The organism is Rhodococcus sp. 7Tela_A2, from assembly GCF_049311045.1.
Taxonomy (GTDB): domain Bacteria; phylum Actinomycetota; class Actinomycetes; order Mycobacteriales; family Mycobacteriaceae; genus Rhodococcus.
Window position 1 is genome coordinate 1 of record NZ_JAXION010000121.1, and the last position, 12,528, is coordinate 12,528.

Annotated in this window: 12 protein-coding genes; 4 read left to right on the forward strand and 8 right to left on the reverse strand. The window is 69.0% G+C overall.

Annotated elements, in window-relative coordinates; genetic code table 11:
- Window positions 1-118 precede the first annotated feature (118 nt).
- From infB to rimP, 4 genes are all read right to left on the reverse strand, one after another.
- On the reverse strand, window positions 119-3,067 hold the full coding sequence (gene infB, locus TVH25_RS18070; protein WP_422425083.1) for a translation initiation factor IF-2: 2,949 nt from the start codon (window positions 3,065-3,067) through the stop codon (window positions 119-121).
- A 163-nt stretch (window positions 3,068-3,230) separates the two neighbouring features.
- Window positions 3,231-3,584 carry a YlxR family protein gene (locus TVH25_RS18075; RefSeq protein ID WP_169620591.1) on the reverse strand — a complete coding sequence of 118 codons (354 nt, stop codon included), beginning with the start codon at window positions 3,582-3,584 and terminating at the stop codon, window positions 3,231-3,233.
- A 44-nt stretch (window positions 3,585-3,628) separates the two neighbouring features.
- Complete coding sequence (gene nusA / locus TVH25_RS18080) at window positions 3,629-4,657, reverse strand: transcription termination factor NusA (protein WP_169652407.1); 1,029 nt, start codon at window positions 4,655-4,657, stop codon at window positions 3,629-3,631.
- Window positions 4,654-5,247 carry a ribosome maturation factor RimP gene (gene rimP / locus TVH25_RS18085; protein ID WP_169620589.1) on the reverse strand — a complete coding sequence of 198 codons (594 nt, stop codon included), beginning with the start codon at window positions 5,245-5,247 and terminating at the stop codon, window positions 4,654-4,656. Before rimP ends, nusA begins: the two co-directional genes overlap by 4 nt.
- Before the next feature lie 155 nt (window positions 5,248-5,402).
- Between rimP and TVH25_RS18090 the strand changes: the two genes are divergently transcribed.
- Window positions 5,403-5,900 carry a hypothetical protein gene (locus TVH25_RS18090; protein ID WP_169620588.1) on the forward strand — a complete coding sequence of 166 codons (498 nt, stop codon included), beginning with the start codon at window positions 5,403-5,405 and terminating at the stop codon, window positions 5,898-5,900.
- A complete protein-coding gene (locus TVH25_RS18095; protein WP_422425084.1) occupies window positions 5,897-6,340 on the forward strand; it encodes a ferritin-like domain-containing protein in 444 nt (147 codons plus the stop codon). Before TVH25_RS18090 ends, TVH25_RS18095 begins: the two co-directional genes overlap by 4 nt.
- Window positions 6,341-6,423: 83 nt before the next feature.
- On the opposite strand, the gene TVH25_RS18100 is transcribed toward TVH25_RS18095, so the two are convergent.
- The gene (locus tag TVH25_RS18100) at window positions 6,424-7,401 is read right to left on the reverse strand and encodes a DUF5692 family protein (protein WP_169620586.1); all 978 of its coding nucleotides are present in this window, start codon (window positions 7,399-7,401) and stop codon (window positions 6,424-6,426) included.
- A 161-nt stretch (window positions 7,402-7,562) separates the two neighbouring features.
- Here TVH25_RS18100 and TVH25_RS18105 point away from each other — a divergent pair, with 161 nt between their 5' ends.
- Window positions 7,563-8,174 (forward strand): TetR/AcrR family transcriptional regulator, encoded by a 612-nt coding sequence (locus tag TVH25_RS18105; RefSeq protein ID WP_169620585.1) that lies wholly within the window; start codon window positions 7,563-7,565, stop codon window positions 8,172-8,174.
- Window positions 8,175-8,209: 35 nt separating this feature from the next.
- Here TVH25_RS18105 and TVH25_RS18110 read toward each other — a convergent pair whose 3' ends face one another.
- The 3 genes from TVH25_RS18110 to TVH25_RS18120 form a co-directional block, all read right to left on the reverse strand.
- Window positions 8,210-9,079: a phytanoyl-CoA dioxygenase family protein gene (locus TVH25_RS18110; protein WP_422425085.1), complete on the reverse strand. Its 870-nt coding sequence runs from the start codon at window positions 9,077-9,079 to the stop codon at window positions 8,210-8,212.
- A gap of 71 nt (window positions 9,080-9,150) precedes the next feature.
- Complete coding sequence (locus TVH25_RS18115) at window positions 9,151-9,807, reverse strand: O-methyltransferase (protein WP_296550881.1); 657 nt, start codon at window positions 9,805-9,807, stop codon at window positions 9,151-9,153.
- Window positions 9,808-9,842: 35 nt separating this feature from the next.
- Window positions 9,843-11,576 (reverse strand): proline--tRNA ligase, encoded by a 1,734-nt coding sequence (locus TVH25_RS18120; RefSeq protein ID WP_422425086.1) that lies wholly within the window; start codon window positions 11,574-11,576, stop codon window positions 9,843-9,845.
- 53 nt (window positions 11,577-11,629) lie between these two features.
- On the opposite strand from TVH25_RS18120, the gene yaaA reads away from it, so the two are divergent.
- A complete protein-coding gene (gene yaaA / locus TVH25_RS18125; RefSeq protein ID WP_422425087.1) occupies window positions 11,630-12,373 on the forward strand; it encodes a peroxide stress protein YaaA in 744 nt (247 codons plus the stop codon).
- Window positions 12,374-12,528 lie beyond the last annotated feature (155 nt).

Below are 12,528 nucleotides of genomic sequence, written 5' to 3' on the forward strand. Positions count from 1 at the left end.
CAGGAGGCCCCGCTCGCGCGCCCCCCGGTACAGCCGCATCCGCGGGGGCGGGGGGGGCGCCCCGACACGCCCGGGGCGGCGAACGACGAATCGTGCGCCGCCACAGGCGCGGGGTGTATCAGTCGCGCGGCTTCTCGCGAAGCTCGTACGCCTCGATCACGTCGCCGACCTTGATGTCGGAGTAGGTGACCGTCAGACCACACTCGTAGCCCTCGCGGACCTCGGTGACATCGTCCTTCTCGCGTCGCAGCGACGAGATGGTGATCGTCTCGGCGACAACGTTGTTGTCGCGGAGCAGACGAGCCTTCGCGTTGCGCTTGACGATGCCGGACTGCACGAGGCAACCCGCGATGTTGCCGACCTTCGACGACTTGAAGATCGCACGGATCTCGGCGCGGCCGAGCTCGACCTCCTCGTAGACCGGCTTGAGCATGCCCTTGAGAGCCTTCTCCACCTCGTCGATCGCCTGGTAGATGATCGAGTAGTAGCGGATGTCGACGCCCTCGCGGTTCGCCAGCTCCGTCGCCTTGCCTTCGGCGCGGACGTTGAAGCCGATGATCACCGCGTTGGACGCAGCTGCCAGGTTGACGTTGGTCTCGGTGATGCCACCGACACCGCGGTCGATGACCCGCAGACGCACCTCGTCGTCGATCTCGATACCCATGAGGGCCTCTTCGAGGGCCTCGACGGTACCGGAGTTGTCGCCCTTGAGGATGAGGTTGAGCTCGTTGTGCTCCTTGAGAGCGGCATCGAGATCCTCGAGGCTGATCCGCTTACGGCTCTTCGCAGCGAGCGCGTTGCGCTTGCGTGCGTTGCGCCGGTCGGCGATCTGGCGAGCGATACGGTCCTCGTCGACGACAACCAGGTTGTCGCCGGCGCCGGGCACCGACGTGAAGCCGATGACCTGGACGGGCCGCGACGGAAGCGCCTCGAGGACGTCCTCGCCGTGCTCGTCGACCATCCGCCGGACGCGACCGTAGGCATCGCCCGCGACGATGGAGTCGCCGACCCGCAGCGTGCCGCGCTGGACCAGCACCGTGGCGACCGGACCGCGACCGCGGTCGAGGTGCGCCTCGATGGCGACGCCCTGCGCCTCCATGTCGGGGTTGGCCCGCAGATCGAGCGATGCGTCTGCCGTGAGCAGCACCGCTTCGAGCAGCTGGTCGATGTTCAGCCCCTGCTTCGCCGAGATGTCGACGAACATGGTGTCGCCGCCGTACTCCTCGGTGACAAGGCCGTACTCGGTGAGCTGCTGACGGATCTTGTCCGGGTTCGCGCCCTCCTTGTCGATCTTGTTCACCGCGACCACGATCGGCACGTCGGCCGCCTGGGCGTGGTTGATCGCTTCCACCGTCTGCGGCATGACACCGTCGTCGGCCGCGACCACGAGGATCGCGATGTCGGTGGACTTCGCGCCACGGGCACGCATGGCGGTGAACGCCTCGTGACCCGGGGTGTCGATGAAGGTGATCAGGCGATCGTCACCGTTGAGGTGTGTGAGCACCTGGTAGGCACCGATGTGCTGCGTGATGCCGCCGGCCTCGCCCTCGCGGACCTTGGCCTGACGGATCGTGTCGAGCAGTCGGGTCTTGCCGTGGTCGACGTGACCCATGACGGTGACCACGGGCGGACGCTGCTGGAGGTCTTCCTCGCCGCCCTCGTTCTCGCCGTACTGAATGTCGAACGACTCGAGCAGTTCACGGTCCTCGTCCTCGGGGGAGACGACCTGCACGACGTAGTTCATCTCCGAGCCGAGCAGCTCGAGGGTCTCGTCGTTCACGGACTGAGTGGCCGTGACCATCTCACCGAGGTTGAACAGTGCCTGCACGAGTGCAGCGGGGTTCGCGTCGATCTTCTCGGCGAAGTCGGACAGCGATGCGCCACGAGCGAGCCGGATGGTCTCGCCGTTGCCACGCGGCAACCGCACGCCACCGACCGACGGCGCCTGCATCGAATCGTATTCCTGCCGCTTCTGCCGCTTCGACTTGCGACCGCGACGCGGAGCACCACCGGGGCGACCGAACGCACCGGCTGCGCCGCCACGGCCACGACCGCCGGCGCCACCGCCGCCGGGACGACCGCGGAAGCCACCGGGAGCACCTGCTCCTGCGGGCGCGCCGCCACCGGCGCCACCACCGCGGTAGCCGCCGCCACCGCCGGCGCCGCCACCGGGACGACCGCCCGGAGCACCGCCGGGACGACCCGGACGGCCGGCCGGAGCCGGACGTGCAGCCCGCTGCGGCATCGCACCGGGGTTGGGACGAGGGGGCATCGAACCCGGAGTCGGGCGAGGTCCGCCCTGACCGGGAGCCGGACGCGGACCGCCCTGGCCGGGAGCCGGACGGGGTCCGCCCTGACCTGCGGCGGGACGACCCTGACCGGGAGCCGGGCGGGGTCCGCCCTGACCTGCGGCGGGACGACCCTGGCCGGGAGTCGGGCGAGGACCGCCGGGACGCGGAGCCGGACGCTCTGCCGGAGCAGACGAGTACGGGTTGTTACCGACGCGCGGGGCCTTGGGGCCGGGACGCGGGCCTGCCGGCTTGGGACCGGGCTTGGCCGACGGAGCCTGCGGGGACGCCGCCGCAGCGGGTGCCGCTGCTTCGGGAGCCGACGCAGCCGGAGCCTCGGCAGCCGGAGCGGCCGGAGCCTGCGCGGCCGGAGCCGGAGCTGCGGGAGCCGGCTTGGGGGCGACCGGCTTGGGCGCGCCGGGCTTCGGCCGCGAACCGGCGGCCGGGCTCGGAGCCGGTGTGGGCTCGGCCGGCGCGGGTGCCGCCGGTGTTGTTTCGGGGGCCGGGGCTGCAGCCGCCGGCGCGGGTGCCGCCGGGCGCGGACCCGGACGGGGTCCTCCGCCGGGACGCGGGCCCGGGGTGGGTGCGGCCTTACCGGCCGTAGCGCCGTCTTCCTTCGCGCTGCCGAACGATTCGCGCAAACGACGCGCAACCGGGGGCTCGACGGTCGAAGACGCCGACTTCACGAACTCGCCCTGCTCCTTGAGCCGTGCGAGTAGTTCCTTACTGGTGACACCGAGTTCTTTAGCCAACTCGTGCACGCGGGCCTTGCCTGCCACTGCTCTCCTCACTGATGAGGTCGAGCCGGCCAATGCCCGCACGACCTCGGGTTATCTCCGATGGACGTTCATCGCTGGTGCTTCACGGTGTGCTCATGAGTGTTCGTACCTGTTCTTCTCAGAGTTCGATGTCACTGTTGGTGCCTCGTCGCCGATCTCACTGTCACGCAGTCCGGTGACAATCGCCGGACTCCGCCACGTTCTGTGATCTCGCCGCCGCGGACCCGACCAGCTGATCCAGCGCCGCTGTATCCGGGTTTCCGGATACTTTGAGTGCTCTGCCGAATGCTCGGCGCCGAACGGCCTGACCCAGGCACTCCGGGGTGGGGTGCAACCATGCACCTCGCCCGGGAAGCCTGTGCCCGGGGTCGGGAACCACGACGAACGTTCGTGATCCGTGCTCGCGTGCCACGACCCTCAGCAGCTCGGCAGCCAGCGTTCGCTGCCGACAACCGATACAGGTACGCACCGAGCCGGTGCGCGACCCATGGGCCGAGGGCAGTTCATGCTGAACCATCGACCACTCTACCGTTGTTTTGCGAAGAATCCCGCATTCCACGCCTACCTGCCTGTCGGCGCGTTACCGGAAGCCTCGTTCGTGGCGGGTGCAGCGTCACTGCGGATGTCGATTCGCCAGCCGGTCAGGCGTGCTGCCAGGCGGGCATTCTGACCCTCTTTGCCGATGGCCAGGGACAACTGGAAGTCGGGCACCACCACGCGCGCGGCGCGTGCTTCGGGGTCGACGACCGTGACCGATACCACCTTCGAGGGCGACAGGGCATTTCCGACGAACTTCGCAGGATCCTCGTCGTAGTCGATGATGTCGATCTTTTCCTCGCCCAGTTCGCGCATCACGTTGCGCACGCGCTGACCCATCGGCCCGATGCACGCGCCCTTCGCGTTGAGACCCGGAACGAGCGAGTGCACGGCAATCTTCGACCGGTGACCGGACTCGCGAGCGACCGCGACGATCTCCACCGAGCCGTCGGCGATCTCGGGCACCTCGAGCGCGAACAACTTGCGGACCAGGTTCGGGTGCGTACGCGAGAGCGTGATCTGCGGTCCGCGCTGGCCGCGGGACACGCCCACGACGTAGCACTTGATGCGGTCGCCGTGCTCGTACGTCTCGCCGGGGACCTGCTCGGCAGGAGGGATGAGCCCCTCGGTGCTGGTCGTCTCGCCGCCGATCTTGACCACCACCATGCCGCGGGCATTCGCGCGGGAGTCGCGCTGGACGACACCGCTGACGATTTCGCCCTCGTGCGTGGCGAACTCGCCGAACCGCTTTTCGTGTTCGGCGTCGCGAATGCGCTGCATGATGACCTGGCGCGCCGTCGTTGCGGCGATGCGTCCGAAGTCCTCGGGGGTGTCGTCCCATTCGGCGACGACGTTGCCGTCCTCGTCGCGCTCCTCCGCGAGCACCTGGATCGCACCGGTCTTGGTGTCGACGGCGACCCTGGCGTGCGGCTGGTGGCCGTCCACGTGGCGGTACGCCGTCAGCAGCGCGGTTTCCAGCGTCTCGATCAGTTCTTCGAACGGGATGTTCTTCTCGGACTCCAGCATTCGCAGAGCCGCGATCTCGATATTCACTTGTCCAGCCTCGTTTCGTTCACGTCTTCTTCTTCGTCTTCTTCGTCGCCGAGGACCTCGGCGATCTCGCCTGCGGCCGCCCTGCCGTCCGGGAGTCCCCCGGCCAGTTCGAGCTCGCGCGGGTTGGGCTTGGCGAACTCCACCTCGACCACCGCATGCCGGATCTCGCTCAAGGGGATAGCGCGCACGAACGGGCCGGCACGATCCGGCAGCACGACGCGGATCTCGTCACCGACCAGTTCTCCGACGCGCGCGACGATGGTCTCGTCGGCGAGCTGGATCTTCGCCTTGCGTCCTTGAGCCCGCCGCCAGTGCCGGTCGTGGACGAGCGGGCGGCCTACACCCGGACTGGTCACTTCGAGCATGTAGGGCGCCTCCCCGAAGTCCGACACGGAGTCGAACGCCTCGGAGACCACCCGGCTCAGTCGCGCGGCCTCGTCCAGGCTGAGCCCGGCATCGCTGTCGACGAGCAGCCGGACCGTGCTGTGTTTTCCGGCCGCGGTCACCACCACGTCTTCGAGGTCGTATCCCTCTTCGGCGAGAAGATCGGAGACGAGCTCGACGATCCGTTCCGGGGGCGGCACAGGCATTGCGGGCGGGCTCCTCGTTCAGTTGTGGTCACAGCGGACAGCCGGCCGATACGGATCCGAACCGGCTGGGTCAAGCGTAACGCGCAAATCGGGGCGCCGTGACCAGGCCGCCGTGGTTCGCTACCGGGGTCTGCTGGCACGATGGTGCGGTGCCGATGTCAGTTACCCGTACCACCCTGTCCCGACGAGCCCTGTTGCGATGGTCCTCGGCGACGATCGGCGGGGTCGGTGTCCTGGGAGTCACCGGATGCGGGCTCTCCGACGACGACGCCGAATCGGAGCCGGATCCGCTGCTGGCGCAGGCCGCGAGCGCGCGGCGGGATGCCGCGACCGCCCGCGCACTCACCGCCCTGTACCCGGATCGGGCGGGCGCGCTGAGCGTGATCGCCGACGAACGCACCGCGCACGCCGACGCGTTGGACGCGGACGTCGCTCGCATGGCGGGAATCACTGCCGACACGACCACATCGGGTACCTCGTCCACCACGTCTGCGCCCGGCGCGGAGCAGCCGACCGTCGAACAGTTGCGGGAAATGCTGGTCCGGTCGCAGCGCAGCGCGGCGGACCTCGCCCGCACGCTCACCGGCTACCGAGCCGGTCTCCTGTCCTCGATCAGCGCAGCATGTGGAGTCCAGACGGAGGTTCTGCTGTGAGTTCCCCGGAGCTCGGACCCGAGCAACAAGCCCTTGTCGACGCGCTGGAAGCGGAGCATTCGGCCGTCTTCGGGTACGGACTCGTCGCCGCGTTCGCGGACCCCTCCCGTCCGGGTGACGTCGCCGCCGATGCCGCCGCGCACCGTGCCCGCCGCGATGCAACCGTCGACGCACTCCAGTCCGCCGGAGTGACACCGCCCACCGCCGCGCCCGGGTACACCGTTCCGTTCCCGGTGACCGACCCCGTCGAAGCAGCCCGGCTGGCCGTGCAGATCGAGAGTGACACGGCGGTCGCGTGGCGGTCGGTCGTCGAGCGCGCACGCAGTGAGGCCACGCGTGGAAACGCACTCGACGCGCTCACCGAAGCCGCCTTGCGCGCTGCCCGCTGGCGTGTCGTCGAAGGGGTTCCCCCGACCGTCGCCTTTCCCGGCCGGCCCTGACAGCGGCGCCGCGGCCGAGCCCGCAGGCTCGACCACGGCGCGTGGTGTTGCTGCTCGCCCGGCCGGGGCCGGACGCGCGGCGGTCAGACCGTGGCCAATCGGTCCGAGTCCCGGGACTCCGGCAGAACCGACGGCGACTCGACCGGGAGGTTCGCGTCGCGCACCTCGCGGTACGGGCGCAGGTGGGTGTACAGCTCGTCGCGCAACGGGTTGCGGTGCCGCGTGACGATGGTGAACACCTGGTAGGCCGCGACGGCGATGTTGGCCGCGAGCGACAGCGCCGACACGACGAACAGCGCGGTGGGGTTGTGCGACGACTCGACGGCGAACTGCGACGAGGTCACGAACGTCGGGACTGCCATCGTGAACATCATCCACAGGGCCAGCGTGTGGGCGCGGTGCTGCAGCCAGGCGCCCTTCTTGATGAAGAAGGCGGGGATGGTGCAGGAGATGAGCAGGGCCGCACCGGCGTAGAAGGCGTGGTCACCGACACAGTTGTAGACGTAGGCGAAGTTCCACAGGTCGTACGCGATGATCCAGAACCACATCATGTCGGGCCAGATCATGTCCTTGGACTTGTCTCGCGAGACGATGATCCCGGCCCAGCCGCAGATGGTGACCAGGTTGAGGATCCCGGCGATGCCGTTCATGTAGTTCCACGGGCCGCCGACCATGAAGACGCCGTCGTGCATGCCCTGCATGCCCGCGACCTCGAAGTCACGAATGACTGCCTCGCCGATGTTGATCGCCAGGATCAGGGCGGGGAACATCAGCATCCAGCGGTTCTTCGCCAGACGCGGGACGTACCGGATGAGCATGAAGCCCAGGCACCCGATGAGCGCCGAGTACACCTTCACCCAGTGGAACCAGGTGCCCGTCGACGAGCCTGCGCCGGCCGTCGTCGGCCACACGAACAATGTCAGGACGAGAGGCAGCGCCACGAAGAAGCCGAGACCGGCCCACTTCCAGCGGCGCGTTACCTCGTTGAGGGCGATGAGGGCGGCCAGCACGACGCACCACATCACCCAGGAGTACCAGGGAATGGATTCGAACAAGAACATCGGAGCTCCTCTTCGCGGCCCGCGGCGTGCGTGCCGTCCGGATATCTTTCGCGGCCCGCGGCATGCGTGCCGTCCGGATATCTACGGTAGGAATCCCGACACAGGGCGTCACTAGACATCTGACGCGATGTGTCCAGGGACCTCGGGCGGTACCGTGAGCCATGGCCGACGAGAGTGCCGATGCGCAGCGGCGTGCAGGTGCACGCGACGCGCTGGCGGCCGCGCTCAAGGCCCGGCTACGGACCGAGCCGCTCGACAAGGTGACCGTGACGGAGCTGACGCGCGACTGCGGACTGACGCGGCAGGCGTTCTACTACCACTTCCCCGACGTGCGGCACCTCGCTGTCTGGGTGTTCGAGAGAGAGGTCGCCGGCCGTGTCCGCACGTACGCGTCCGAGGAGGGATGGGCCGACGGTCTGGTCCGGTTGCTGCTGTACATGCGCGACAATCGCTCGTCAACGCTCGGGGTGCTCGACGGGCTGGGCAGATCCGGGCTCGAGCGCTTCCTGTTCGGCCAGATGCGGCCCGTCACCGAGGCCGTGATGGACCAGGACGGCGGCGGACCGGCACGCGCGCAGGACCGCGTACTGGTGGTCGACTTCTATACCTCGGCGGTGCTCGCCGTGGTGCTGCGGTGGGTCTCGGACGGCATGGTCGAGCACCCGTACCAGGTGGTCGGCGATCTCGAGATCATGCTGCACGGCGCGGTGCGGGAATCCGTCCGCCGGCTCGACGCTCGTGCCACGCCGCCGCGGCGAGCTCAGGGCCGGTGACCGGCAGGGCCGGGTTTCCCGGACAGTCCCGACCGTCACCGATTCAGCGCGCGCCGCACCGCCATCTCCACCGGGGCGGTGCCGGTGGCGTCGAGCCGGAAGGGCGCGACCGTCTCGATCGGCGGCTGAGCGATGATGCGCGGTGGCCGAATTCCGCTCTCCTGCGCGCTGTTCGGCGGTTGAGCGCTGCGCATCGGCTGGGCCGCATGCACCAGGAACGGGTGGCACACATAGACATCGCCCGCGGCACCGGTCGCCTCGACCGTCGGCCGGGAAGCCGCGTCGAGCATGCCGTCCTCGTCCATGGCGCGGCACAACTCCAGCGCCGAACGCCCGTCGCGGTGGTCGACGAGGTAGCCGGGCACGTCGAGGTGCGAACCCACCTTGATCCTGGTGGGAGCGTCGTCCGGTCCTACGTCGGTGAGCAGGAACAGCACCAGCAGACCCCGGCCGCGTGAGCGGAGATCGACGTACGGCCAGGTCTGTCCCTCGACGGCGAAACTACCGTCGACGTGCCATCCGGTATCTCCGGGATCGGCGGGATGCGGAAACCGGACGGGAAACGTGCCGAGGCCGCGAGGCCGAACCCAGCGACCGGATCCCAGCAGACGGTCGTAGGCGTCGAGTAGGACCGGCATCGTGGCGGCCTCGACGAACGGCGGATCCCATCGACCTCCGACCCGCACGACAGGTTCGGTCCACGTGCCCGGGTCCGATCGGTCTGCGTCGAGATCTTCCCAGAGGAGATCGCAGCACCGCTCCGTGATCGAGCGCGGAACGGCGCCTGCGATCCGCAGATATCCCTCGTCGATGAAACGCTCGGTGTCGATCACGCGCTCGGTGTCGATCACGCGCTCGGTGTCGATCACGCGCTCGGCGTCGGCCACTTCCCGGTTCTCGCTCACACGAACAATGTCCGCCGTCCCGGGTGCCGGGCGCCACCGATTTTCTGCCGGACCGGCGGTCCCGGCTACGGCTACTGCTCGACGACCAGTGCCAACGCGAAACCGTCCCAGCCCTTGACCCCGACGGTCTGCAACGCCGTGGCGTCGAGACGAGGTTCGGCCGCCAGCACGGCGAGCAGTTCCCGCGACGCGCGGACCTTCGAGTCGTCGTCCTCCGGATCGCTGATCGCGCCGGCGCGGACCACGTTGTCGACCACGATCACCGTGCCCGGACGTGACAACCGCAACGCCTCGCGCACGTAGTTGCTGTTGTTCTCCTTGTCGGCGTCGATGAACACCAGGTCGAACGGTCCTTCGAGGTGCGGGAGCGTGTCGAGCGCCGCGCCGACGCGAATGTCGACGCGCGCTCCGACGCCGGCCTGGTCGAGGTTGGCACGCGCCACCTCGGCGTGCCGGGGTTCGTACTCGAGAGTCGTCACGTGTCCCGACTCTCCGACCGCGCGTGCCAGCCAGATCGCCGAGTACCCGCCGAGCGTGCCGATCTCGAGCACCCGGCGGGCACCTCGGATCCGGGCCAGCAGGTACAGGAACTTGCCCTGAACCGGGGCGACGTCGATGGGCCTCAGTCCCGCCTCCGCGTTCGCCTCGAGGGCGGCATCGAGGGCGGGATCGTCACCGATGAGGAAATCGGCGAGATAGGTGTCGGTCGCGCTCCAGTTCTCGGACATGGGCCCATTCTGGCCCACCGGCTCCGGGTGTGCGATCAGCGCCCGAGGATCTCCCGCACCGCCTCGCCCACCGGCACCTCGCTCGACTCTCCGGTGAGGCGGTTGCGCACTTCGACGTTGCCGTCGGCGAATCCGCGTCCCACCACGACGACCAGAGGCATCCCGAGCAGTTCCGAATCCTTGAACTTCACACCGGGCGACGCCTTGCGATCGTCGAACAGCACGTCCAGGCCGGCGTTCGAAAGTTCCTCGACGAGGTTTTCCGCCCCGGCGCGAGCCTGCTCGTCCTTGTTGGCGATGACGACGTGCACGTCGAACGGCGCGACCTCGGACGGCCAGCGCAGGCCCTTCTCGTCGTGCTGCTGCTCGGCGATCACCGCGACCAGGCGGGACACGCCGACGCCGTACGAGCCCATCGTGGGGCGCACCGGCTTGCCGTTCTCGTTGAGCACATCGACGGCGAACGCGTCGGTGTACTTGCGGCCGAGCTGGAAGACGTGGCCGATCTCGATGCCACGGGCGGACACCAAGGGGCCGGCACCGTCCGGCGACGGGTCACCGTCGCGGACCTCTGCGGCCTCGACGGAGCCGTCGGCGACGAAGTCACGCCCGGCGACGCGCCCGAAGACGTGCTTGCGGTTGTCGTCCGCGCCGGTGATCCATGCCGTTCCGTCGACCACGCGCGGGTCGACGAGGTAACGGACGCCGTTGGCGAGCAGCGCCTTCGGGCCGATGTAGCCCTTGACGAGGAACGGGTTGGCGGCGAAATCGGACTCGTCGAGCAGCGCGACCTCCGCCGGCTCGAACGACGCCTCGAGACGCTTGTCGTCGACCTCGCGGTCTCCCGGGATGCCGATTCCGACCAGTTCCCACTCTCCGCCGGGCTGCCGCACCTTGACGAGGATGTTCTTCAGGGTTTCGGAGGCGTCGACGTCACGGCCGAGGATCTCGGTGGCCACCTCGACGAGCGAACCGATCGTCGGGGTGTCCGGCGTGTCGTGGACGACCGCGTCCGGCAGTCCGTCGAACGGAATCGGTGCGGGGGCGAGCGTCTTGACGGCCTCGACGTTGGCGGCGTAACCGGACTCGACGCACCGGACGTAGGTGTCCTCACCGACCTCGCTCTCGGCCAGGAACTCCTCCGAAGCACTGCCGCCCATGGCGCCCGACGTCGCGGACACGATCACGTACTTCACGCCCAGGCGGGCGAAGATCCGCTCGTAGGCGTCGCGGTGTGCCTGGTACGACTGCGCGAGGCCCTCATCCGTGAGATCGAAGCTGTACGAGTCCTTCATCACGAACTCGCGGCCGCGCAGGATGCCGGCGCGGGGGCGCTCCTCGTCGCGGTACTTGGTCTGCACCTGGTAGAGGGTGACCGGGAAGTCCTTGTAGGAGTTGTACTCACCCTTGACGGTGAGCGCGAACAGTTCCTCGTGCGTGGGCCCGAGCAGGTAGTCGTTGCCCTTACGGTCCTGGAGACGGAACAGTCCGGCGCCGTACTCGGTCCAGCGGTTCGACGTCTCGTAGGGCTCGCGCGGCAGCAACGCGGGCAGGGAGATCTCCTGCGCTCCGATGCTGTTCATCTCCTCGCGGACCACCCGCTCGACCTGACGCAGCACCTTGAGCCCCAGTGGCAGCCACGAGTAGATGCCCGGCGCGATGCGCCGCACGTACCCGGCCCGGACGAGCAGTTTGTGGCTGGCGACCTCGGCATCGGCCGGGTCGTCGCGGAGAGTGCGGAGGAACAGGTGCGACATGCGAGTGATCACGGTCGATGAGCCTACCGCTCGCCGGAATCGGGCCCTCGGTACGGTGGGCTGTTGTGCTGGTGCTTCTCCCCCCTTCCGAAACCAAATCCACCGGCGGCGACGGCGGGCCGCTGGATCTCGGCGACCTCTCGATGCCGCAACTGACCGAAACCCGCGAGCTGCTCGTCCGGGCTCTGGTCGAGCTCGCCGCCGATTACGACGCGTCGAGCCGGGCGCTCGGCCTGGGCGCGAACGGAGCAGACGAGATCGAACGCAACGCCAAGTTGTGGGTCTCCCCCACCCGTCCCGCACTCGAGCGGTACACCGGGGTGCTGTTCGACGCCCTCGACGCCGCACGCTTCACGAAGGTGCAGCGCGAGAAGGCGTACCGGCGACTGGCCGTCGGCTCGGCGCTGTTCGGTGCCGTGCGTGCGAGCGACCCCATTCCGGCCTACCGCCTCTCGGGTGGCTCGAAGCTTCCCGGGTTCGGCACCCTCGCGGCGTTGTGGCGGCCCGAGTTGACCGACGCGCTCGTCGCCGAGGCCGGAGATGACCTCGTCGTCGATCTCCGTTCGGGTGCCTATCAGCAACTCGGCCCGGTTCCCGGCGCGATCACCGCGACGGTGCTGACGGAAAAGCCCGACGGCACCCGCTCGGTCGTGAGCCATTTCAACAAGCACCACAAGGGGCTCCTCGCCCGCGCGCTGGTGCAGACCCGGGCCGAGCCGGCCGATGTGCGCGGTCTCGCGCGCGTGGCGTCGAAGGCCGGACTGCGGGTGGAGATCGCCTCCCCGACGGAACTGGTCGTCCTCACCTGACCCGGACTGGCGGGGCGGGGGCGCGGGGGGGGCGGGGGGGTCGGCCGCGGGGCGGCGGTCCGGGGGGTTGGGGGTCCAGCGGCCCGAGCTCGTGCGCGCCGACGCCCGCGATGGCGCACAGCGGAAGCGGGACCACGGCCAGACCCACTCCGAAC